The organism is Allobosea sp. AK1, from assembly GCF_006714945.1.
Classification (GTDB): Bacteria; Pseudomonadota; Alphaproteobacteria; order Rhizobiales; family Beijerinckiaceae; genus Allobosea; species Allobosea robiniae.
This window is the reverse complement of the sequence record NZ_VFMG01000001.1, coordinates 226,698-248,585: the sequence shown is the minus strand read 5'-3', so window position 1 is coordinate 248,585 and position 21,888 is coordinate 226,698. Positions and strand designations below refer to the sequence as shown.

At 67.0% G+C, this 21,888-nt stretch carries 18 protein-coding genes; 13 read left to right on the top strand and 5 right to left on the bottom strand.

The window, feature by feature from the left end; genetic code table 11:
* Positions 1–51: 51 nt before the first annotated feature.
* Positions 52–1,686 (bottom strand): D-alanyl-D-alanine carboxypeptidase, encoded by a 1,635-nt coding sequence (locus tag FHT98_RS01235; RefSeq protein WP_142111913.1) that lies wholly within the window; start codon positions 1,684–1,686, stop codon positions 52–54.
* A 296-nt stretch (positions 1,687–1,982) separates the two neighbouring features.
* Between FHT98_RS01235 and FHT98_RS01230 the strand changes: the two genes are divergently transcribed.
* On the top strand, positions 1,983–2,330 hold the full coding sequence (locus tag FHT98_RS01230) for a phasin family protein (RefSeq protein ID WP_061967455.1): 348 nt from the start codon (positions 1,983–1,985) through the stop codon (positions 2,328–2,330).
* A gap of 40 nt (positions 2,331–2,370) precedes the next feature.
* On the opposite strand, the gene FHT98_RS01225 is transcribed toward FHT98_RS01230, so the two are convergent.
* The gene (locus tag FHT98_RS01225; RefSeq protein ID WP_113585073.1) at positions 2,371–2,895 is read right to left on the bottom strand and encodes a GNAT family N-acetyltransferase; all 525 of its coding nucleotides are present in this window, start codon (positions 2,893–2,895) and stop codon (positions 2,371–2,373) included.
* Positions 2,896–2,988: 93 nt separating this feature from the next.
* Positions 2,989–3,687, bottom strand: a complete 699-nt coding sequence (locus FHT98_RS01220; RefSeq protein ID WP_091861175.1) for a L,D-transpeptidase — start codon at positions 3,685–3,687, stop codon at positions 2,989–2,991.
* Between the two features lie 555 nt (positions 3,688–4,242).
* Between FHT98_RS01220 and FHT98_RS01215 the strand changes: the two genes are divergently transcribed.
* From FHT98_RS01215 to FHT98_RS01205, 3 genes are all read left to right on the top strand, one after another.
* Positions 4,243–7,410 (top strand): autotransporter outer membrane beta-barrel domain-containing protein, encoded by a 3,168-nt coding sequence (locus FHT98_RS01215; RefSeq protein ID WP_142111911.1) that lies wholly within the window; start codon positions 4,243–4,245, stop codon positions 7,408–7,410.
* 216 nt (positions 7,411–7,626) lie between these two features.
* Complete coding sequence (locus FHT98_RS01210; protein WP_142111909.1) at positions 7,627–9,156, top strand: UxaA family hydrolase; 1,530 nt, start codon at positions 7,627–7,629, stop codon at positions 9,154–9,156.
* 96 nt (positions 9,157–9,252) lie between these two features.
* Entirely contained in the window at positions 9,253–9,645 is a 393-nt protein-coding gene (locus FHT98_RS01205; protein WP_142111907.1) for a hypothetical protein, read from the top strand.
* A gap of 128 nt (positions 9,646–9,773) precedes the next feature.
* Here the strand turns inward: FHT98_RS01205 and FHT98_RS01200 are convergent, their stop codons facing one another.
* A complete protein-coding gene (locus tag FHT98_RS01200) occupies positions 9,774–10,958 on the bottom strand; it encodes an aminotransferase (protein ID WP_142111905.1) in 1,185 nt (394 codons plus the stop codon).
* Between the two features lie 106 nt (positions 10,959–11,064).
* Between FHT98_RS01200 and FHT98_RS01195 the strand changes: the two genes are divergently transcribed.
* Both FHT98_RS01195 and FHT98_RS01190 read left to right on the top strand, forming a co-directional pair.
* Positions 11,065–11,829, top strand: coding sequence for an SIR2 family NAD-dependent protein deacylase (locus tag FHT98_RS01195; protein WP_142111904.1), 765 nt, complete (start codon positions 11,065–11,067; stop codon positions 11,827–11,829).
* A gap of 92 nt (positions 11,830–11,921) precedes the next feature.
* Positions 11,922–12,539, top strand: a complete 618-nt coding sequence (locus FHT98_RS01190) for a cold-shock protein (RefSeq protein ID WP_061967468.1) — start codon at positions 11,922–11,924, stop codon at positions 12,537–12,539.
* 116 nt (positions 12,540–12,655) lie between these two features.
* Here FHT98_RS01190 and FHT98_RS01185 read toward each other — a convergent pair whose 3' ends face one another.
* The gene (locus FHT98_RS01185) at positions 12,656–13,006 is read right to left on the bottom strand and encodes a HesB/IscA family protein (RefSeq protein ID WP_061967469.1); all 351 of its coding nucleotides are present in this window, start codon (positions 13,004–13,006) and stop codon (positions 12,656–12,658) included.
* A 100-nt stretch (positions 13,007–13,106) separates the two neighbouring features.
* On the opposite strand from FHT98_RS01185, the gene FHT98_RS01180 reads away from it, so the two are divergent.
* The 7 genes from FHT98_RS01180 (at position 13,107) to scpB (ending at position 21,796) form a co-directional block, all read left to right on the top strand.
* A complete protein-coding gene (locus FHT98_RS01180) occupies positions 13,107–14,348 on the top strand; it encodes a deoxyguanosinetriphosphate triphosphohydrolase (RefSeq protein WP_142111902.1) in 1,242 nt (413 codons plus the stop codon).
* Between the two features lie 35 nt (positions 14,349–14,383).
* Positions 14,384–16,150, top strand: coding sequence for an arginine--tRNA ligase (gene argS / locus FHT98_RS01175; RefSeq protein WP_142111900.1), 1,767 nt, complete (start codon positions 14,384–14,386; stop codon positions 16,148–16,150).
* 99 nt (positions 16,151–16,249) lie between these two features.
* On the top strand, positions 16,250–17,818 hold the full coding sequence (locus FHT98_RS01170; protein ID WP_142111898.1) for an SPOR domain-containing protein: 1,569 nt from the start codon (positions 16,250–16,252) through the stop codon (positions 17,816–17,818).
* Between the two features lie 184 nt (positions 17,819–18,002).
* A complete protein-coding gene (locus tag FHT98_RS01165) occupies positions 18,003–19,097 on the top strand; it encodes a TRAP transporter substrate-binding protein (protein WP_142111897.1) in 1,095 nt (364 codons plus the stop codon).
* Positions 19,098–19,214: 117 nt separating this feature from the next.
* Entirely contained in the window at positions 19,215–20,225 is a 1,011-nt protein-coding gene (gene nagZ / locus FHT98_RS01160) for a beta-N-acetylhexosaminidase (protein ID WP_142111895.1), read from the top strand.
* 48 nt (positions 20,226–20,273) lie between these two features.
* Positions 20,274–21,101, top strand: coding sequence for a segregation and condensation protein A (locus FHT98_RS01155; protein WP_142111893.1), 828 nt, complete (start codon positions 20,274–20,276; stop codon positions 21,099–21,101).
* On the top strand, positions 21,098–21,796 hold the full coding sequence (gene scpB, locus FHT98_RS01150) for an SMC-Scp complex subunit ScpB (RefSeq protein ID WP_113584332.1): 699 nt from the start codon (positions 21,098–21,100) through the stop codon (positions 21,794–21,796). Before FHT98_RS01155 ends, scpB begins: the two co-directional genes overlap by 4 nt.
* Positions 21,797–21,888: the final 92 nt, after the last annotated feature.

The window sequence follows — 21,888 nt, the reverse complement described above, 5'->3', positions numbered from 1 at the left end:
CTCTGGGAGTGGGTCTGCGACATCTCGTGAACTCCTTTCCCTGGTCCTCGTTCAGCTGCGCGTGGCGAAGCAGGAGAAGCCGCCGCGCTTCAGCTTGTTGCAGGCGTTCTGCGCATCCTTCGAGTCGTCGAAGCCGGCGAAACGTGCCCGGAACAGGGTGGAGCCGCCCTTCTCGACCTTCTCGGTGAAGGGCGAGGCACTGGCGAGCGAGGCCGAGGCCTTTGCCTTGGCACGAGCCAGGATTTCCTTGGCCTTGCCCTCGTCATCGGTGGCGCCGAGCTGGATCACCCACTTGCCGGAGGCGATGACGGCGGCCTGGTGCGACAGGACCGGCGCCGGCTCCGGAGCCTGCATCCTGGCGGGGGCCGCTTCAGCTTTGCGGGCAACCGGGGCCTCGGCCTTGGCTTCGGCGATCTTGACCGGCTCGGCGACCGGCTCGGGCACCTTGGCGATCGAGGAGGTGACGTCGACATTCGCCGGCGGGCGCAGGACCTTCGCGTCGGCCGGCTGGGCGCCGATCGACCAGCGCATGGCGGACGGGGTCGTCGTGGCAGCGACGGGGCGCATGCCGGATATCTGCAGCGGCCTGCCGCCGGCGACCGCGATCGGGCGCGGCGGCGCGATCGGCGTGGTGGTCGGCATCGGGGCATAGGCGCGGGCGGCGGCCGGGAGGGCCTGCGGCTCTTCAGCCTGCTGGCGCGGGCGCGGCACCGGGATCGGCGTCGGCTCGGCGGCGGCCTGCTGGATGGGAAGCGAGCGCGGCCGCTCTTCCGGCGCCGGAGCCTCGGCGACCATCACCGAGGCGCGGCCGCTGGTCGAGGCGCGGGGCAGGCTGGCAAGCACGAGATCGGTCATGATCTTGTCGCGCGAGGCGCCGGACCGCCCGCCGAGCACGACCGAGACGACGTGCCGGCCTTCCGACCTGGCCGAAGTCATCAGGTTGAAGCCGGAGGCGCGGGTGTAGCCGGTCTTGATGCCGTCGACGCCCTCGACCTTGCCGAGCAGACGGTTATGGCCGCGGATGGTGCGGCTGCCGTACTGGAACGCCCGCATCGAGAAGAGCGGGTAGTATTTCGGGAAGCGTTCCTGGATGGCGCGGGCGAGGATCGTGAGGTCGCGCGCCGTCGTGATGTTCGGCGGGGAATGGGGCAGGCCGTGCGGGTTGTAGAAGCGAGTGGAGCCCATGCCGAGCGAGCGGGCCTTGCGCGTCATCTGGTCGGCGAAAGCCTCTTCGGAACCGGCGATGTTCTCTGCGACGACGACCGAGGAATCGTTGGCGGAAAGCGTGATCATGCTCTTGATCGCGTCCTCGACCGCGATGGTCGAGCCGGCGCGCAGGCCGAGCTTGGTCGGCGGCTGCGAGGCCGCATAGGACGAGACCTTGAGCTCGGAATCCATGCTGAAGCGGCCGCGCTCCATCTGCTCGAACAGCATGTAGAGCGTCATGACCTTGGTCAGCGAGGCCGGAATGCGGGCGGCATCCTCGTTGACCGCATGCAGCGTGCGGCCGGTCTTCGCGTCGACCACCATCGCGGCATAAGGAGGGGTATAGCCGCCGCCTGCGTGACGGCGCTTGCGCGCCTCCGCAGGAGAGGACACGATCGTGGCCGCAATGGCGGCGACACCGACCAGACCCGCAACGGTTCGCAGACGCGACCGCCGCAACCCAACGCAACCAGACAACATGAACCCGCCTCGAACTCGCAACCATGGGCCGATCCCGCGCCTGGCTCATCGTGGCGCAGGGGACACAGTTGGAGAGGTTAGGCGGATGCGGTTACGGAGCCGTTAAAACTTGAACGGTTGCTAACGGAACGATCTGCGTTTGGTGCATTGCAGCGTTCTCTTGACATTCATGCTGCAATGCACAATATGCAGCCAGTCCCCGGTGGTGATCACGGTCACACGACCTTGGGGCGACATATCGGGCCGATCCGGCCTATCACCTGAGGCGGCACCGCAGAGTGCCGAGGAGACGACCCATGATCCAGCAGTTCGAGACCATCCAGAAGGCTTCCAAGGACAACGTCGACGCCGCCCTGAAGGCTTTCGGCGCCACCTCGAAGGGCGTGCAGACGATCGCCGTCGAGACCACCGACTATGCCAAGAAGTCCTTCGAGGCCGGCACCGCCACGCTCGAGAAGCTCGCTGGCGTGAAGACCTTCGACAAGGCCCTCGAGATCCAGGCCGATTTCGTCAAGACCTCGTTCGAGGGCGCCGTTGCCCAGCTCACCAAGATGGGCGAGCTCTACACCGCTCTCGCCAAGGACGCCTACAAGCCGTTCGAAGGCATCGTCTCGAAGGCCGTCCCGGCCGCTTCGAAGGCGTGATTTCAGCCGGCGGCCGGAAGGCTGCCAGAGCTGCGTGAGTTCAGTTGCGTTTTTGAGAGCCCCGGCCCGCAAGGCCGGGGTTTTTCGTTGGCGGTATTGCTTCCTGTTCGGCGCGCACGGGAAGCCGTCTGGCCTGAAAGCCTGTCTTGGATTGCTCGAAGCCGGCGGCCTCGTAGAAGGCCAGCGTGGCCGGCTTCTTCGAGCCCGTCATCAGCATCACCTTGTAGCATCCGGCAGCCCAGGCACGATCGAGAGCAGCCTTCAGGATTGCCTTTCCCAGCCCGCGGTTGCGATGGCCGGCGTCGGTAACGACATTCTCGATCAGAGCATAGGGCGTGCCGCCCCGGGTCAGGTTAGGGATGACGATTACGGTGCAGCTTGCGACCAGATCGGTGCCGAGGAGGCCGATCAGGACGGCACTGCCCTCAAAATTCCGTAGCCGGCCCAGAATATCCGCCGCCTCGTCATCCGGGCAGCGCGCGTCGTCCGGAACGAGGTGGCGATAGAGATCCAGAAGCGCGGGCAGGTCGGCCTGCTCCGCTGGACGAATGACGAGTTCGGTCATGCCGACAGGGATAGACGATCCCGCCGCTCATGAAAAACCCCGGCCGAGGGCCGGGGTTTTCAATGCGGCAGGATGTGCCAGAGGTCTCCGGCCTCAGGCCGGAAGGACGACGACCTTCGTCTTCACCGGCGTCTGATCGTAGAGATCGATCATGTCCTGGCTCAGCAGGCCGACGCAGCCGCTGGTGATGCCGGAGCCGATCGATTCCTCGTCGCTCGAGGCATAGATCGTGTAGAGCGTGTATTTGCCGTTCTGATAGAGATGCAGCGTACGGGCTCCGAGCGGGTTGTCGAGACCTCCCGGCATGCCGCGGGCGTATTTGGCGGCCTCGGGCTGGCGCTTGATCATTTCCGGCGGGGGCGTCCAGGTCGCCCATTCGGATTTGCGCCCGACATAGGCGTCGCCGTTCCAGCGGAAGCCGTCGCGGCCGACATTGGCGCCGTAGCGGGTGGCGTTTCCGTCGCCCTCGATGCGATAGACGTAGTAATTGGCCGGATCGACGATGATGGTGCCGGGCTCTTCCTTGCTCTCGTAGCGGACGGTGCGGCGCCAGTATTTCCGATCGACCTTGGTGACGTCCGCGGCCGGGATCGCGAATTTCTTGTCGGGTACGGGTCCGTACATCTGCTGCGCTTCGGCGAGGCTCATGCCGTCGCCGGCGCAGCCGCCGAGCCCCAGCGCGCCGAGGCTGACGGCCGAACCGACCAGAAACGAGCGGCGGTCGACAAGCCCCGACCGGCGCCCGAACGAAGCCGCCTCGCCGACACCGGCATTCCTACCATCGATGATCATGATCTTGGACTTCCCATGTCCTGACTGCCGCACGAGGCGATGCTCCCGCATACACCTGTCGAATGTCTTAACCAACCCGAGATTGCCGTCAGACGAGACGGCTGGCAAGCGCGAGTCTTCGCTGCGCAGGACTGGCGCTGCGCCGGAGCCGATAGCGTCCACGCGGCTTGGCAGGGCGATCGCGTCTCGCTGGGCCTCATCCAATCCGATCGCCGGCCTCGGCATCCGCACGGCCCGGGAAACGACATCCGACGAACGTCGCGAGACAGCATGCATATCCGGCCGAGCCAACATCGTGATCCGAGTTGAGGTTCGTGCGCGCTTAGCCATGGCGCCGCTAAGCAATAGTTTGTTCCGGCTCTCCGATGAGCAACGGTATATTACCATGGGTCAAGTTGGGGCGACTTATTCCAGTGGTTTTGATTTGAATTGTTGCACCTCGGCTTAAGTATGCGCAAAATTCGGCGCTGGACTGGAGAAAAAGACCCTCCCAATATTCTCTGGTAACAATCGGTGAGTCGTGCGGATACCGAACGCGATGATCGGTTATCCGGCATGCGACGCGAAGGGGACAGGGAATTGCCCAATCTCAACCGCGCACGCTCTTTTGCCTGGCTGTCAACCACCTCGATGCTCGCCACGGCAATGCTGTCGGGCACGGCCGCAGCAGGATGCGGCGCAACATCCGCTGGCAACGATACCGTCGTCTGCGATGCGGGCCCGCCCGATCCGACGCTCGCCCCGGTCGACCTCCAGGCCGGCGACGACCTTCTCACCGTCAACGGCGGCACCTACAGCGCCGGCATCACGGGGGGAGCGGGAACCAAGACGGTCGTCATCGCCGGCGGCAGTATCGCGAGCTATCTCAACACGATCGGCACCAGCCTGATCACATTCCCGGCGGGCAGCACCGCGACAATCACCGGCGGCGTCACGACCGGCCCTGGCGCCGACCGTTTCGAGATCAACGCCGGCACGGTCGGCGGCGCGGTCAGCCAGGGGAGCGGCATCGACAGCTTCATCATGACCGGGGGCAGCATCGGCTCGCTCGCCCAGGGCGACCAGCGCGACACCTTCTTCATGTCCGGCGGCACGATCGTCGGCGCCTTCGAGGACGGCGACGTCGCCATCATGACCGGCGGCACCATCGGCCGCGTCGACATGAAGCTCGACAACAACGTCTTCGACATGTCCGGCGGCCGGATCAACGGCAATCTGGTGACCGGCTTCGGCAATGACACGATCACGATCTCGGGCGGCTCGATCGGCGGCAATGTCAGCGTCAGCGGCGGCACCGACAGCGTCACCGTGACCGGCGGTGCGATCGGCGGCGAGATCCGGATGAGCACCGGCGCGGATACCTTTCTGTGGCAGGGCGGCGGCACGATCGGGGGCCTGATCGATATGGGCACCGACAACGACACGGTGACACTGCGAAACCTGGGCGCCGGCACGATTTCTCCGACGCAGCGCATTACAGGCGGCGACGGCACCGACCTGCTGGTACTTGCCGGGAACGGCCCAGCCTCCGTCAGCGCGAGCTCGATCACCGGCTTCGAGATTCTGAACAAGATCGAGCCGGGAACGTGGACCCTCGATGGTTCGCTGACCGATATCCAGGTGGCGACAGTGCAGCAGGGCACGCTGCGCCTCATCGGCAACAACACCGCCTATGCCGGCCGGATGATCGTCGATCCGGCCGGCACGCTCGAAGGCCCGGCGCAGGGAATCACCCCGGCGGTGACGAATAACGGCCTCGTTCGTTTCACGCAGCCGGATGTCGCAACCTATGCCGGGACGATCAGCGGCACCGGCGCGGTCGAGAAGACCGGGGCGGGCACGACGATACTGACCGGGTCCAACAGCTATTCCGGCGGCACCACCATCACCCAGGGCACGCTTCAGCTCGGTGCGGGAGGGGCCACCGGCAGTATTCTCGGCAATGTCAGCAATAGTGGCAGGCTTGCTTTCAACCGTTCCGACATCCTCACGTTCGCGGGCACGGTCTCGGGCACGGGCGCGCTCGCCCAGACCGGCTCGGGCACGACGGTGCTGACGGCAAACAATCCCTATTCCGGCACAACGACCGTCTCCGCCGGAACCCTGGCCATCGGCAACGCAGCCAACCCGGCGGCTGCACTCTCCGGCGGCGGGGCCGTCTCCGTCGCATCCGGGGCGACGCTCGGCGGCTATGGCAGCGTGGCGGGATCGGTCAGCAACAACGGCCGGATCGCGGTGGCCGATGCCGTGGCGGCTTTCGCCGGGAGCGCCAAGGGCAATTTCACCATCGGCGGCACGCTCACCAATGCCGGCCTGGCACAGGTCGGCGGTAGCGGGATCGGCAATACGCTGACGGTCTCGAACTATATCGGCCAGAGCGGCACCGTCGCGCTGAACACCTTCCTGGGCACGGATGGATCGCCCTCGGATCGGCTCGTGATCGATGGCGGTACCGCGAGCGGCACGTCACGGCTTGCGATCACCAATGTCGGCGGCCCCGGAGCCACCACGACAGGCAACGGTATCCTGGTGGTCGATGCCATCAACGGCGCAACCACGAATGCAGGGGCCTTCGCGCTGGCGGGGCCGGTTGCGGCCGGCGCTTATGAGTACGTCCTGTTCCACGGCGGCGCGACGGCGGGCTCGACACAGAACTGGTATCTGCGCAACCAGATCGAGCCGGTGGCTCCGGATGTGACGCCGCCGGTCGCCGCTCCGGGGAGCCCTTCGTTGCCGCCGGCGCCGCCCGCCGGTTCGGCACCGATCCCGCTCTACCGGCCGGAGGTGCCTGTCTATGCGGCCATTCCGGCCACGGCACGCCGTCTCGGCCTGGCGACGCTCGGGACGTTCCATCAGCGCAGGGGCGAGCAGAGCCTGCTTAGCGGTCAGGGGAGCTTCTCGGCGGGTTGGGGACGCGTCTTCGGCGAGCGCATGGATCAGCGCTGGTCCGGCACCGTCGACCCCGAGTTCAACGGCCGTATCTGGGGTCTCCAGACCGGCCTCGATCTCCTTGCCATCGATCGGGCGAGCGGGCATCGCGACAGCTTCGGTCTGTTTTACGGATTTGCCCGCGCCGAGGGCGATATTCGGGGCTTCGCACTCGGCCAGCTCCGCAGCAAGGTTGGCAAGCTCGACCTCGATTCGAACAGCCTGGGCGCCTACTGGACGCATGTCGGCCCGTCAGGCTGGTATCTGGACACGGTCGTGATGCATAGCTGGCTCGATGGCAGCGGCGGCTCGGACCGTGGGGTGCGCGCCGATATCGGCGGCTCGGCCGTCACCGCCTCGGTGGAAGGCGGCTATCCGCTGGCTCTCGGCGCAGGCTTCGTGCTGGAGCCACAGGCGCAACTGATCTGGCAACACCTCTCGCTGGACCGAACCCGGGACCGGTTTTCCGCAGTCTCCTTCGATGATGGCGACAGCTTCACCGGCCGTATCGGCGCCCGCCTGCAGACGAGCTTCCTGATCGGTTCCTCGCAGATCCAACCCTATCTCACCGCCAATCTCTGGCACAATTTCAGCCGCACCGACAAAGTCACGTTCGACGCGGTCGATGTGATCCCGACCCGATTCCGGGGCTCGTCCCTCGAGATCGGCGGCGGGATCGTCGCTAAAGTAACCTCCAACGTCAGTCTCTATGCCGCGGGCGGCTATACGACCGCGCTTGGCGACGACAAGGGTCACAGCATCCAGGGCAACCTTGGCCTGCGCGTCACCTGGTAGGCATCTCAAGCTGAAGGTCGTGCTCTGCGGAGCGTGAATTCCAGCATGGCCACGCGAGGGTCGAAATCAGGCTGTGCCCAGGCCGGCGGCTTTTCGCCCCGTGCACGGCGGCGCATGGCCGTTTCCTGATTTGAACCGATTGAAAACACCGGCGGTTGGGGGCATCTCTAGAGGCGTGCGCCGCCGTCGCGGCGCCGAGAGGTTCCGGTTTCCGCCATGCTCGACAAATCCGCGCCGCCCCGCACGCTCAAGCTCAACGCTGCCGACAACGTCGTCGTCGCGGTCGATCCCGTCGATCTCGGCGTGACGGCGGCCGGGGTCGAGGCGCTGAAACGCATCCCGCGCGGGCACAAGATGGCGATCGTGCCGATCGCCAAGGACCAGCCGATCCGCAAGTTCGGCCAGATCATCGGCTTCGCGACGGCCGATATCGTGCCGGGCGATTGGGTGCACGAGCACAATACCGGCTTCCACGCCTTCGATCGCGACTATGCCTTCGCTGCGGAGGCAAAACCCGAATTCGTCCTGCCGGTCGAGCAGCAGGCGACCTTCGAGGGCTTCCGCCGCGCCAATGGCAAGGCCGGAACGCGCAATTATGTCGGCATCCTGACCTCGGTGAACTGCTCGGCCTCGGCCGCACGCTTCATGGCCGAGGAGGTGAAGCGCTCCGGGCTGCTCGCCGACTATCCCAATGTCGACGGCGTGATCGCGCTGACCCACGGCACCGGCTGCGGCATCGACTACAACGGCGAGAGCTTCGAGGTGCTGAAGCGCACCACCTGGGGCTATGCCTGCAATCCGAACATGGCGGCGGTGCTCGTCGTCGGCCTCGGCTGCGAGGGCTTCCAGATCAGCCGGATGAAGGAAGCTTATGGCGTCACGGAAAGCGACGTCTTCCGCACCCTGACGATCCAGGAGACCGGTGGCACCAAGAAGGCGGTCGCCGCCGGCATCGATGCGCTGAAGGTGATGCTGCCGATCGCCAACAAGGCGGTCCGCGAGACGGTACCGGCCTCCGAATTGATGCTGGCCCTGCAATGCGGCGGCTCGGACGGCTATTCCGGCATCACCGCCAATCCGGCGCTGGGCGCGGCCGTCGACATCCTGGTCGAGCACGGCGGCACGGCGATCCTCTCCGAGACGCCCGAAATCTACGGCGCCGAGCACCTGCTGACGCGCCGCGCGGCGACGCGGGAGGTCGGCGAGAAGCTCGTCGGCATCATCAAGTGGTGGGAGGATTACACCGCGCGCGCCCGGATGAGCATGAACAACAACCCCTCGCCGGGGAACAAGGCGGGCGGGCTTACCACGATCCTGGAGAAGTCGCTGGGCGCGGCTGCCAAGGGCGGTACCAAGACGCTCTCGGCCGTCTACCACTATGCCGAGCCGGTGAAGGAAAAGGGCTTCGTCTACATGGACACCCCCGGCTACGACCCGGTCTCGGCGACGGGCCAGGTGGCAGGCGGCGCCAATATCCTCGCCTTCACCACGGGTCGCGGCTCGGCTTATGGCTGCAAGCCGACGCCCTCGGTCAAGCTCGCCACCAACACGCCGATGTATCTGAAGCAGACCGACGACATGGACATCAATTGCGGCGATGTGCTCGACGGCGTGACGCTGGAGGAGAAGGGGCGCGAAATCTTCGACTACCTGCTGCGCGTCGCTTCGGGCGAGCACTCCAAGTCGGAAGAGATGGGTTATGGCGATGCCGAGTTCGTGCCCTGGCAGATCGGCGCGACGATGTAGTTTTTCAGCGCGCCGATTGAACCCGGCGCGCGGTCGAGGCGACCAAGGATGGCTCCGGCGCTGCCGGGGCCATTTCTTTTGTCGGCTCGGATCTCCATGAAGACCTTTTTTCTCGTCACCATCCCGCGCGTCCTGCTCGGGGTGATCTTCCTCATCAGCGCCGTCGACGGCTTCTGGTGGCTCGCCACGGGCATGAACCTGATCCATCCGCCGACCAGCCCGCGTGGCGTCGTGTTCGAGACCGCCCTGCAGGATTCCGGCTTCCTCTGGCCCTTCCTGAAGGCGGTTAATCTCACGGGCGCGCTCAGCCTGATCGCGAATGTCGTGCCGGCCTTCGGGCTGGCGCTGATCGCGCCCGTGATGGCGGTGATCGTGCTGTTCCATGTCACGATCAACCCGCAGGGCCTGCCGGTCGCGGTGATCTTGGTGGTGCTGGGCTCGATGCTGGTCTGGGCCTATCGCGATCGCTACGCGGCGCTGTTCCGGTAAGCCTGCGACCCATTCTTGCGTCATGGTCGGGCTTGTCCCGACCATCCACGTCTTCCTTCAGCGCGGGCGGTGTTCAAGACGTGGATGCTCGCCACAAGGGCGAGCATGACGGCTCGGCCAGCCGCCGGTCAGAGCGAAAACCCCGTCAGCCGCTCGCGCAGCCCTTCGATCCTGTCGGCCGCGACATTGGCGATGGCGATGCGCAGGTGGCTCTCCTGTCCCGGGCCGAAATACGGGCCGGGCAGGGCGAGCACGCCGCAATCCGCGACGAGGCGGCGCGCCACCTCGGCCGCCTTCGCGCCCTCGAACGGATGCGCGACATAGGCAAAATAGGCGCCGGCCGAGAGCACGCGCCAGCCGTTGAGCGGTGCCATCGCCTGGCGGAAGAGATCGGCGCGGGCATTGATCTCGGCGCGGTTGCGCTCGCGCCAGTCGCGGATGCCGTCGATACCCCAGGTCACGGCGGCCTGGCCGGCCCGGACCGGGCTGATCTGCACGCAGTCGAGCACCTTGCCGATCTGGGCGAGCGCCGGATCGCCGGCCGTGATCGCGCCAAGGCGCCAGCCGGGAATCGCATAGGCCTTCGAGAAGCTGTAGAGGCCGATCAGCGAATCCTGCCAGCTCGTTGTGGCGAAGACTTCATGCGGCTTCGCAACGTCCGCGGGCAGGAAATCGCGATAGGTCTCGTCCAGTACGAGCCAGATGCCGCGCCTTGCGCAGAGCGCGGCGAAGGCTGCGATGGTCTCGGGCGGATAGACCGCGCCGGTCGGGTTGTTGGGCGTGACCAGCACGATGGCGCGGGTGCGCTCGTCGATCAACGCCTCGGCGGTCGCGGCATCCGGCACGAAGCCGGCTTCCGGCGCGCAGGGCAGCGGGCGGGCCTCGACGCCGAGCATGGTCAGCGTCATCTCGTGGTTGAAGTACCAGGGCGTCGGCAGCAGTACGTTGTCGCCGGCCCGCGCCAGCGCCATCATCGTCACGACATAGGCCTGGTTGCAGCCCGAGGTGATCGCGACCTCGGCCGGCGCGAAGGCCGTGCCGTAGATGCGGGAGATCTCGGCGGCATAAGCCTCGCGCAAGGTCGCATCGCCGGTGATGCCGCCATAGCGCGTGTTGCCGGGCTCGGCCGCCGCAATGGCGAGCTTCTCGAGCAGGGCTGTCGGGGGCGGGGCGCCGGGCACTGCCTGCGACAGGTCGATCAGCGGGCCGCGGGCGCCGCCATAGGCGCGGGCCCAGCCCTGCGCCTCCGGGATCGGTGGCGTGCCGGTATCGATGAGATCGGGATTGAGCGAGGGGCTGGCGGTCGTCGGCATGGTGCATCTGATTTGCTGCGTGCGTGCGCTGGCGTCAATCGCCTTGGAAGCGCAGCAAACCCGCGCCATATCTGGAGCACTTCCAATCCAGCGATCGGGCGAATGCATGCAGGACGCGACCGAGGATGCCATTGCCGCGCTGCATGCGCTGCTCGACGAGGCGGACAGCATCGTCAGCTTCACTGGCGCCGGCATCTCGACTGAGTCCGGCGTGCCGGATTTCCGCACACCCGGTTCGCCCTGGATGGTCAACAAGCCGATCCCCTACGATGCCTTCGTCGAGAGCCGGGAGGTCCGTATCGAGGCCTGGCGCCGCAAATTCACGATGGACGACCATTATCGCGGTGCCGCGCCGAACAGCGGCCATCAGGCGCTGGCCCGGCTGGTGGCGGAGGGGCGTTCGCCCGCCATCGTCACCCAGAATATCGACGGTCTGCACCAGGCTTCCGGCGTGCCCGAGGACAAGGTGATCGAGCTGCACGGCAACGGCACCTATGCGACCTGCCTGAGCTGTGGCTGGCGGCATGAGCTGGCGGCGATCCGGCCCGCTTTCGAGGCCACCGGCGAGCCGCCGGAATGCACGATCTGCGCCGGACCGGTGAAATCGGCGACGATCTCCTTCGGGCAGGCAATGCCGCAGGAGGCGATGAAGCGGGCGCAGGCATTCGCGCTGGAATGCGACCTCTTCCTCGTCGTCGGCTCGTCGCTCGTGGTCTACCCGGCCGCGACGCTGCCGGTGATCGCCAAGCGACAGGGCGCCAAGCTCGTCATCCTCAACCGCGAGCCGACGGAGCTCGATCCGGTGGCCGATCTCGTCATCCGCGCCGAGAGCGGGGCGGTGCTGGGAGGGCTCGCTTCCAGACCCGGATGATGTGGACGATTTTTCGGGGGCTGTTTCCTGAATCCGCAGCAATGGTATCGTGACAGCGCGAATCAAGCGTTGTGCGTGGGGGTGAGCGGCACATGTCCGACGAATTCGGTGAGAGCGGGCGGCCACCGATGGGTCCCATCCAGTCACTCAATCGCGTCGTGCGGCTCGATGGGGCGGGCGATCACGCGCCGGAGGTGCCGGTCGAGGTCACCGGCTACGTCAAGTGGTTCGACGTCTCCAAGGGCTATGGCTTCGTCGTTCCGGAGGCGGGCGGCGCCGACGTTCTGCTCCATGTCACGATCCTGAAGCGCGACGGATTCAACACGATAGCCGAAGGCGCTCGCATCGTGCTCGAAGCCGTCGAGAAGCCGCGAGGCCGCCAGGCGGTGCGCGTGCTGTCGATCGATACCTCCTCCGGACGCCATCCGTCCGAGATGCCGATGGCGCGCACCAATGTCGCGGTGTCGCCGACGAGCGGGCTCGAGCGCATGGTCGTGAAGTGGTTCAACCGCCTGCGCGGTTTCGGCTTCGTCTCGAAGGGCGAGGGCGCGCCGGACATCTTCGTGCATATGGAGACGCTGCGCCGCTACGGGCTCGTCGAGCTGGTGCCGGGCCAGACCGTGCTGGTGCGCTATGGGCCGGGGCCGAAGGGCCTTATGGCCGCGGAAATCCACCTGGAGCAGGATGTGGCCGCGACGGCGGCGCATTAACTTTCCGGCTCGGTTGAATGAAAAAGGCGCCCCGTGGGCGCCTTTTCTTTTTGCCACGCAGGCTTGGCGTCATCCGCGGGGCAAGCCTAGGCAAGACGCCCGTCGATCGGCGGCAATCAAATCCCGAAGGACGTGCCGCAGCCGCAGGAACTCGTCGCGTTCGGGTTGGTGATCCGGAAGGACTGGCCGATCAGGTCGTCGACGAAATCGATGGTGCAGCCTTCGAGCAGATCGAGCGAGGTCTCGTCGATCAGCACCTTGGCACCGTCGCGCTCGATCATGAGATCGTCTGGAGCTTTTTCCTGATCGATATCGAAGATGTACTGGAAGCCGGAGCAGCCGCCGCCGGCGACGCTGACACGCAGCATCGCGCCCGGCGCTTCGCTCGCCATCACCGAGAGAATGCGTTTCGCGGCATTTGCGGTCACCGCGATGCCGCGTGGATTGACCGCGAGATCGGTCGACATATTCGGGGCTCCTTGGGCAGATGCGCCTTGCACCCTGGTTACCCGGGAAGGTAATGGCCCGACAGCGGCTCTACAAGCATGGGGTCGCAACGAGGCTGCCATGCCCTATCCACAGAGCCCGACCCCGCCCGCCGGCCACGAGCCCGGAGAGCGCTGGCGCGCGCCCTATGCCTGCCGCTCCAGCACGAGCCGCGGGCGCCTCGTGGCGGAGCCGGCCTCGGCGACGCGCGGCGAGTTCCAGCGCGACCGCGACCGCATCATCCATTCGACCGCGTTCCGCCGGCTCAAGCACAAGACGCAGGTCTTCGTCTCGCATGAGGGCGACCACTATCGGACCCGCCTGACCCATACGATCGAGGTGGCGCAGATCGCCCGCGCCCTGGCGCGCGCGCTCGGCCTCGACGAGGACCTGGCCGAGGCCCTGGCGCTGGCGCATGACCTCGGCCACACGCCCTTCGGCCATACCGGCGAGGATGCGCTGGAAGAATGCATGGCCGGTTTCGGAGGCTTCGACCACAACGCCCAGACGCTCCGGATCGTGACCCGGCTGGAGCGGCGCTATGCCGATTTCGACGGGCTCAACCTGAGCTGGGAGACGCTCGAAGGACTGGTCAAGCATAACGGTCCGCTGCTCGACCACGAGGGCAAGCCGACGGCGCGCTATGTGAAGTCAGGTATTCCCGTCGCGATCGTCGAATACCAGCAGCGCCAGGACCTCTGGCTCGACAGCTATGCCTCGGCCGAGGCGCAGGCCGCGGCGCTGGCCGACGACATCGCTTATAATGCCCATGACATCGACGACGGCCTGCGCGCCGGGCTGTTCGGCCATGCCGAGCTCAGGGCGGTGCCGTTCCTCGCCGAACTGCTCGACGAGATCGAGCGCTTGCATCCCGGGCTGGAGCGAGCGAGGGCGACGAACGAGCTGGTGCGACGGGTGATCACGCGCTTCGTCGAGGACGTGATCGCGGAATCGCAGAGACGTCTCGCGGCGCTGGCGCCAGATGATGCCGATGCGATCCGGAGGGCCGATGCACCCGTTATCGCCTTCTCGCCGGTGATCGAGGCGGCCGACCGCGACATCAAGGGTTTCCTCTATCCGAACATGTATCGCCATCCGCGTATCGCGCCGATCCGGGCCGATGCGGCACAGGTGGTGCGCGAGCTGTTCCAGCGCTTCAGCTCCGACCCGGCAGCGATGCCGGCGGAATGGGCAGCGGGCTGCGATCCGCTCGACGAACACCGCCGCGCGCGGCGTATTGCCGACTATATCGCCGGGATGACCGACTGGTACGCGCTCGACGAGCACCGCCGGCTGTTTGACGCCACCCCCTCGCTGCGATAGGGCCGGGCGGCTCCCCATCCGCAATCGTGGCCGCAATGAACCTGTTCGAGATCTATTCCGCCCGTCTTCATGCCGCGCTCTCGGCCCTTGCCGAGCGAGGCGCGCTTCCGGCGGGCCTCAATCTCGCGCGCGTCGTGGTCGAGCCGACCAAGGACCCGGCTCATGGCGATCTCGCCACCAATGCCGCGATGGTGCTGGCCAAGGATGCCGGCACCAACCCGCGCGCGCTGGCCACGCTGCTGGTCGAGGAATTGTCCAGGGATCCGGAGATCACCAAGGCTGAGATCGCCGGCCCCGGCTTCATCAACCTGACGCTGCAGTCGGCCGTGTTCACGGCGGTGCTGAAGACCGCGGTCGAGGCGGGGCTGGATTACGGGCGCGGTACGCCGAAGCCCGAGCCGAGAGTCAATGTCGAGTATGTCTCGGCCAACCCGACCGGGCCGATGCATGTCGGCCATGGCCGCGGTGCGGTGTTCGGTGATGCACTGGCGAGCCTGCTCGCCTTCGCCGGCCATGACGTCACCCGCGAATATTACATCAACGACGCCGGCGCGCAGGTCGATGTGCTCGCCCGCTCCGCCTTCCTGCGCTACCGCGAGGCGCTGGGCGAGGATATCGGCCCGATCCCCGAGGGGCTTTATCCCGGCGATTACCTGGTCTCGGTCGGCAAGGCGCTTGCCGAGCAGCATGGCGACGCCTTGCGCAACAAGGCCGAGTGGGACTGGCTCCCGCTCGTCCGGCAGGCGGCGATCGACGGCATGATGGCGATGATCCGCGACGATCTCGCTGCGCTTGGCGTTGTCCACGACCTGTTTTTCTCGGAGCGCTCGCTGCAGGGCCGGGACGGCAATTCAAACGCGGTGCACCAGACCATCGAGGACCTGCGCTCGCGCGACCTTGTCTATGAAGGGCGCCTGCCGCCGCCGAAGGGCCAGAAGGACGAGGACTGGGAAGACCGCGAGCAGACGCTGTTCCGCGCCACCAAATTCGGCGACGATGTCGACCGGCCGCTGCTGAAATCGGATGGCAGCTACACCTATTTCGCCAACGACATCGCCTATCACCGCTCCAAGTTTGTGCGCGGCTTCCCCGAAATGATCGACGTCTGGGGCGCCGACCATGGCGGCTATGTCAAGCGCATGCAGGCGGCCGTGAAGGCGGTGACGGGCGGGCAGGGCTCGCTCGACGTCAAGCTCTGCCAGCTCGTGCGGCTGCTGCGCAACGGCGAGCAGGTCAGGATGTCGAAGCGCTCCGGCGATTTCGTCACGCTGCGCGAGGTCATCGACGAGGTCGGCCGCGATGCGGTGCGCTTCATGATGATCTTCCGCAAGAACGACGCGACGCTGGATTTCGATCTCGGCAAGGTGGTCGAGCAGTCGAAGGACAATCCGGTCTTCTACGTCCAGTACGCGCATGCGCGCTGCGCCTCGATCTTCCGGCAGGCGCGCGAGGTCTATCCCGATCTCGACCTGTCGTCGGCGGCGCTGGCCGGGGCCGATCTCTCGATCCTCGTCGACGAGGCCGAAGTCGGCATCATCAAGACGATCGCGGCCTATCCGCGAATCATCGAAGGTGCGGCGGCCGCGCACGAGCCGCATCGCGTGGCATTCTTCGTTCATGAACTGGCGAGCGCTTTCCACTCGCTCTGGAACAAGGGCAAAGACTCGCCGCAATTACGGTTCGTTAATCAAACTGATCGAAAGTCGACCTTGGCGAGGTTGGCGTTTGTGCATGCGGTGCGCAGCGTTCTTGCTTCCGGTCTGGCTGTCGCCGGAGTTGCGGCGCCGGAAGAGATGCGCTGACGGAGGTTTTTCCGCTGGCGCGCACAAGGTCAGGTTGACCGCACAGAGTTCCCGGTTCTTCCATAGGAGGAAGCGGCTTGTGCTGGAATGGATCATACCATGAGTGAGCCAGCTAGGAATCGTTTCGCGCTCGATCTCGAAGATCTCGAGCGCCAGCTGCGCGGAGCAGGGCAGACGCCCCGCCCGGGGCAGCAGGCCGATCCGCTTGCGGAACTGACCCGCATCGTCGGGCAGGAAGATCCGCTCAAGGACATTTTCGCCGAGCGGCGCCCGCCGCCGCGCCCTGCGCCGCGCCAGGAGCCGAGCTTCGAGGTCGTCCCGCAGCAGCCGGCGCCGGCCGCTCCCGAAATGAGCGCGCCTCCAGCCGAAATGCGCGGCGCGCTCGACGAGTTCGAGGCGCTGCTGCGACGCACCGAGCCGAAGCGGGCGGAAGCTGCGCCTCCGCCTGCGCCCCCGGCCCAGCCTGCTCCCCAGGATGATTTCGAGCCCGATTTCGATCTGCCCGAGCCGCTGCCCTATGCGCGCCCGGCCGTGCTTCAGGGTGCGGCTCCGCCGCGCGACCTCGACCAGGGCGCGCCATACCGCCCGGCGCCGGCCGCCTATGCGCCGGAAGAGCCTGCCTATGACTATGGCCACGCCCAGCAGGGCATGCCAGCGCCGGAATACGGCGAAGACGACATGCCCGACCTGGAGCCGCGCCGTTCGCGCAAGGGACTCTGGGCTGCGGCAGCGGTCATCGCCGTCGGCCTCGTCGGCGTCGGCGCTGCGTTCACGTGGCGCGGCGGCTCCGTCTCGAAGGATGGTCAGCCGCCGGTGATCGCGGCCGATGCCGGGCCGGTCAAGGTCGAGCCGGTCAATCCGGGCGGCGCGGAGATCCCGAACCAGAACAAGCAGATCTACGATCGCAATCCTGACGCCCCACCGGCGCAGAGCAAGGTCGTGAACAACGAGGAGCAGCCGATCGATGTCCAGCAGGCGGCCCGCTCGATGCCGCCGCGCGTGGTCGTGCCCGGCCCGACCTCCGGTGCCGGAACGGCACTCGCCGCGGCTCCGGGCGCGCCCGAGCGCAGCATCGCTCCGCTGGAGCCGGCCCTGACGCCGACCCCGCCGGTGCCGGGCCTCGGCGAGCCGCGCAAGGTTCGTACCGTCTCGATCCGTCCCGACGGCACGCCGGCACAGAACCCGATCGCCGTCGACAGCAACCAGCCGATCGCGACCGGCTCGGCGCCTACCCGCTCGCTTGCCAGCCTGGCGGCGCAGCCGGCGCCGCGCCCCGCACCGGCTGCCGCGGCACCGAAGGTTCAGGAACGGGCGACGACGCCGCCGGCCGCGACCACGCCTGCCGCGCCGACCCGTCTCGCCAGCGCTGCTCCGGACGCCGTGCCGCCGGCACCGGCGACCGCAGCCGTCCGCGCCGGCACCGGCGACTTCGTCGTGCAGCTCGGCGCGCCGGGCAGCGATGCCGAGGCCCGCGCCACCTTCGCGGCGCTCCAGCGCAAATATCCGCAACAGCTCACCGGGCAGTCGCCGATCATCCGCAAGACCGAGCTGGCGGGCGGCAAGACCGTCTTCCGCCTGCGCGTCGGGCCTTATTCCCGCGAGGATGCGACCTCGATGTGCACGCAGCTCCAGGCTGCCGGCGGACAGTGCTTCATCGCCAAGAACTGATCCGAACGATCAGCGTCGGATATCAGCGGCGGCACCCGGTGGGTGCCGCCGTTTTCATTTGAATCGGACGCATGACAGGGTGTGACGCCACGCTTGTTTCATGCGTTAGGCCGTGCGAGTAGCCTCCCCAACAACGAGTGGTCTGTTCCAAGAGGGCAGGCTGGCCGAATGCTGGAGGTAACCCATGGATCGCCGCAAGTTCGTCAAGGTCGCTGCCGCCGGCGCGGCCGGAAGCGCTGCCATCGCCGCGCCCGCCATCGCGCAGTCGCAGCCCAAGATCAATTGGCGCCTGACCTCGAGCTACCCGAAGAGTCTCGACACCCTGTTCGGCATCTCGACCCATGTCGCGAAGCGCGTGGCCGAGGCGACCGACAACAACTTCCAGATCCAGGTCTTCGCGCCGGGCGAGATCGTGCCGGCCCTGCAGGCGCTCGACGCCGTGCAGAACGGCACCGTCGAGTGCAGCCATACGCTGGCGAGCTTCTATATCGGCAAGGACCCGGCCTTCGCCTTCGAGACCTCGCTACCCTTCGGCTTCAATGCCCGCCAGCAGAATGCCTGGCTCTACCAGGGCGGCGGCCTCGAGCTCTGCCGTGCCTTCATGAAGGGCTTCAACGTCCACACGATTCCCTCGGGCAATACCGGCGCGCAGATGGGCGGCTGGTTCCGCAAGGAGATCAAGTCGCTGGATGACCTGAAGGGCCTGAAGTTTCGTATCGCCGGCCTCGGCGGGCGGATCATGGCGCGTCTCGGCGTCGTGCCGCAGACCATCGGCGGCGCCGACATCTACCCGGCGCTGGAGCGCGGCACGCTCGATGCCGTCGAGTTCTCCGGTCCCTATGACGACGAGAAGCTCGGCTTCGCGAAGGTCGCCAAGTACTACTACTACCCCGGCTTCTGGGAGGGGAACGCCAATGTCAGCTTCCTCGCCAACCAGGACAAGTGGAACGAGCTGCCGGCTTCCTACAAGGCGATCGTCGAGGCCGCCTGCGCCGAGGCCAACATGAACTGCCTGGCCAAGTACGATCACAACAACCCCGACGCGCTGATTCGCCTCGCCGGCACCGGCGCCGAGCTGCGTCCCTTCCCGCAGGAGGTGATGGCGGCGGCGTTCAAGGAGGCCTTCGCCATGTATGGCGAGCTCGCCTCCAGCAATGCCAACTTCAAGACCTTCTACGATTCCTTCCTGCCGTACTGGAAGAAGGAGCAGCTCTGGTTCCGCATCGCCGAGCTGCCTTTCGATGCCTTCAATGCGCAGAACTACCAGCAGGTGAAGTGAGCTTACACGCGGGCGCGGATCGTTCTTGACCGCGCCCGTGGCACATTTTGCTTTCTCGCATCGGCCTAGTCCGAAAACCGCATTTGCCTTTTCAGGCCGATGCCGTAACCCGATGTCATGACATCGCGCGCCTTCATCGCCGGCTGCCTCGGCACGAGCCTCACTGCGGACGAGCGGGCTTTCTTCCGCGACGCCCGGCCCTGGGGCTTCATCGTCTTCAAGCGCAATACGCAGTCGCCCGAGCAGGTCGCGGCACTGACCGCGGAGATGCGCGAGACTGTCGGCTGGCACGCGCCGATCCTGATCGATCAGGAGGGCGGGCGCGTCCAGCGCATGGGGCCGCCGAACTGGCCGAAATACCCGTCGGCGCGCGCCTTCCTCGCGATCAATGACCCGATCCGCCAGCGCGAGATCGTCCGGCTCTCGGCCCGCCTGATGGCGCATGACCTGAAACAAGTCGGCATCGATGTCGACTGCCTGCCGGTGCTCGACGTGCCTGTCGCCGGCAGCCACGACGTGATCGGCGATCGCGCCTATGCCCACGACCCCGATCATGTCGCACGGCTCGGCCGGGCGGCCGCCGAGGGACTGATTGCAGGCGGCGTGCTGCCGGTGGTCAAGCACATGCCCGGTCATGGCCGCGCGCGGGCCGACAGCCATCATGACCTGCCGATCGTCGATGCCTCGCTGGACGAGCTCCGGGCGCATGATTTCCGGCCGTTCCGGCATCTCGCCGACATGCCGCTGGCGATGACGGCGCATCTCGTCTTCACCGCGCTCGACGCCAAGAACCCGGCGACGATCTCCCGCAAGATCGTGCGCGAGATCATGCGCGACGAACTCGGCTTCGACGGCTTGATCATGACCGACGACATCTCGATGAAAGCGCTGTCGGGCTCGTTCGAGGCCAAGTCGCGGGCCGCGATCCGGGCCGGCGTCGATGTCATCCTGCATTGCCACGGCATCATGGACGAGATGATCGCTGTCGCCGGTGCCGTCCCGGAGATGACGGGCGCGCGTGCGCGCCGCGCCGCCGCTGCGCTGGGTCGCATCCGGCACGAGCCGGAACCGGTCGATCTGGAGGCCGTGCGCGCTGAGATCGCGAGCGCGCTTGCGTTGAGCGCCTGAACGGCCGAATCTGCATCTTCGGGGATGACAGGTGGGGCAGGGCCTTCGATGACGGCCGAGTTGCCATTCGAGGAAGACCGCACCGAGCGCGCGGGCGAGCCTTCGCTCGTCGTCGATGTCGACGGCTATGAAGGGCCGCTCGACCTGCTGCTCGATCTCGCGCGCCGGCAGAAGGTCGATCTGCACCGCATCTCCATCCTGGCTCTTGCCGAGCAATATCTCGCCTTCGTCGAGGAGGCGCGGGCGCTGAGGCTCGAACTTGCCGCCGACTATCTCGTGATGGCGGCCTGGCTCGCCTATCTCAAGTCGCGCCTGCTGCTGCCCGAGCCGCCCAAGGGCGAAGAACCGAGCGCGGCCGACCTTGCGACCGCGCTCGCCTTGCGCCTGCGCCGGCTGGAGGCGATCCGCGCCGCCGCGAACAAGCTTTCCGCCCGCGAGCGGCTGGGGCAGGACGTGTTCGCCCGCGGTGCGCCTGAGGAGATCGTGGCTGGCGCCCGGCCGGTCTGGGAGGCCGAGCTCTACGACCTGCTCGCAGCCTATGCCCAGCAGCGGCAGAAGCGGGTGCAAGGCCATATCTCGGTCGGGCACCGCGTCGTCTGGTCCCTGGTCGAGGCGCGCGAGGCCCTGCAGCGGCTGGTCGGCGAGGCCGGCGACTGGACGGAGCTCGACAGCTATCTGACGCGGTACATGGCCTCGCACGGCCTGCCCGTGCGGGAGATGCGGGCGACGGTGCAGGCCTCTGCGCTGTCGGCGATGCTCGAGATGGTGAGGGAAGGGGTCCTGGACCTCAGGCAGGACAACGCCTTCGCGCCGATCGAGGTGCGCCGCCGCTCGGCCAGGCCGGAAGGGCTGCCCTTCGTCAAGGACGCTTCATGACCGGGGCGTGGGTCGAACCCGAGGATGCCGAGGCCGATGGCGGGGCGGAAGCCTTTTCGCAGGCTGTTCGCGTGGTCGAGGCCTTGCTCTTCGCCTCGGCCACGCCGCTGACCGCCGAGGTGCTCGGCCGGGCGATTCCCGCCGGTATCGTGATCGAACAGGTGCTGGCCGGGCTCGTCGAGAGCTACGCGCTGCGCGGGGTCAATCTGCGCCAGATCGCCGGTGGCTGGGCCTTTCGCACGGCGCCGGACCTCGGCTATCTCCTCGCGGCCGAGGCCGAGCCGCCGAGGCGCCTGTCGCGGGCGGCGCTCGAAGTGCTGTCGATCATCGCCTATCACCAGCCGGTGACGCGGGCCGAGATCGAGGAGATCCGTGGCGTCGCCACCGCCAAGGGCACGCTCGACATCCTGCTGGAGGCGGGCTGGGTCCGCCTGCGCGGACGGCGGCGCTCGCCGGGCCGTCCGATCACCTACGGCACGACGCCGGGCTTCCTCGACCATTTCGGGCTCGACCGCATCGACGACCTGCCGGGGCTGGAGGAATTGAAGGGCACGGGCTTCATCGAAGGGCGCCTGACGCGCGACCTTGCGGTGCCGGTGCCCGACGACGATCCGTCCTTGCGTGACGACGAGGACCCGCTCGGCGATCTGTTCAGCCCGCTTGACGACGGCGAGGGCGGACCGCAACAGGGGTAACGACCCGGCCGTCGGCCGGGGTGGAATGGCCGGAGCGGTATCGACCTTGGCGGAAACCAAATCAGGATGGCTCGGCTGGGGCCGGCGCGGCA

What these genes read in the sequence shown, in the direction of transcription:
- FHT98_RS01235 (WP_142111913.1), bottom strand. Translation starts at nt 1,686, where the DNA reads ATGTTGTCTGGTTGCGTTGGGTTGCGGCGGTCGCGTCTGCGAACCGTT.
- FHT98_RS01230 (WP_061967455.1), top strand. Translation starts at nt 1,983, where the DNA reads ATGATCCAGCAGTTCGAGACCATCCAGAAGGCTTCCAAGGACAACGTC.
- FHT98_RS01225 (WP_113585073.1), bottom strand. Translation starts at nt 2,895, where the DNA reads ATGACCGAACTCGTCATTCGTCCAGCGGAGCAGGCCGACCTGCCCGCG.
- FHT98_RS01220 (WP_091861175.1), bottom strand. Translation starts at nt 3,687, where the DNA reads ATGATCATCGATGGTAGGAATGCCGGTGTCGGCGAGGCGGCTTCGTTC.
- FHT98_RS01215 (WP_142111911.1), top strand. Translation starts at nt 4,243, where the DNA reads ATGCGACGCGAAGGGGACAGGGAATTGCCCAATCTCAACCGCGCACGC.
- FHT98_RS01210 (WP_142111909.1), top strand. Translation starts at nt 7,627, where the DNA reads ATGCTCGACAAATCCGCGCCGCCCCGCACGCTCAAGCTCAACGCTGCC.
- FHT98_RS01205 (WP_142111907.1), top strand. Translation starts at nt 9,253, where the DNA reads ATGAAGACCTTTTTTCTCGTCACCATCCCGCGCGTCCTGCTCGGGGTG.
- FHT98_RS01200 (WP_142111905.1), bottom strand. Translation starts at nt 10,958, where the DNA reads ATGCCGACGACCGCCAGCCCCTCGCTCAATCCCGATCTCATCGATACC.
- FHT98_RS01195 (WP_142111904.1), top strand. Translation starts at nt 11,065, where the DNA reads ATGCAGGACGCGACCGAGGATGCCATTGCCGCGCTGCATGCGCTGCTC.
- FHT98_RS01190 (WP_061967468.1), top strand. Translation starts at nt 11,922, where the DNA reads ATGTCCGACGAATTCGGTGAGAGCGGGCGGCCACCGATGGGTCCCATC.
- FHT98_RS01185 (WP_061967469.1), bottom strand. Translation starts at nt 13,006, where the DNA reads ATGTCGACCGATCTCGCGGTCAATCCACGCGGCATCGCGGTGACCGCA.
- FHT98_RS01180 (WP_142111902.1), top strand. Translation starts at nt 13,107, where the DNA reads ATGCCCTATCCACAGAGCCCGACCCCGCCCGCCGGCCACGAGCCCGGA.
- argS (WP_142111900.1), top strand. Translation starts at nt 14,384, where the DNA reads ATGAACCTGTTCGAGATCTATTCCGCCCGTCTTCATGCCGCGCTCTCG.
- FHT98_RS01170 (WP_142111898.1), top strand. Translation starts at nt 16,250, where the DNA reads ATGAGTGAGCCAGCTAGGAATCGTTTCGCGCTCGATCTCGAAGATCTC.
- FHT98_RS01165 (WP_142111897.1), top strand. Translation starts at nt 18,003, where the DNA reads ATGGATCGCCGCAAGTTCGTCAAGGTCGCTGCCGCCGGCGCGGCCGGA.
- nagZ (WP_142111895.1), top strand. Translation starts at nt 19,215, where the DNA reads ATGACATCGCGCGCCTTCATCGCCGGCTGCCTCGGCACGAGCCTCACT.
- FHT98_RS01155 (WP_142111893.1), top strand. Translation starts at nt 20,274, where the DNA reads ATGACGGCCGAGTTGCCATTCGAGGAAGACCGCACCGAGCGCGCGGGC.
- scpB (WP_113584332.1), top strand. Translation starts at nt 21,098, where the DNA reads ATGACCGGGGCGTGGGTCGAACCCGAGGATGCCGAGGCCGATGGCGGG.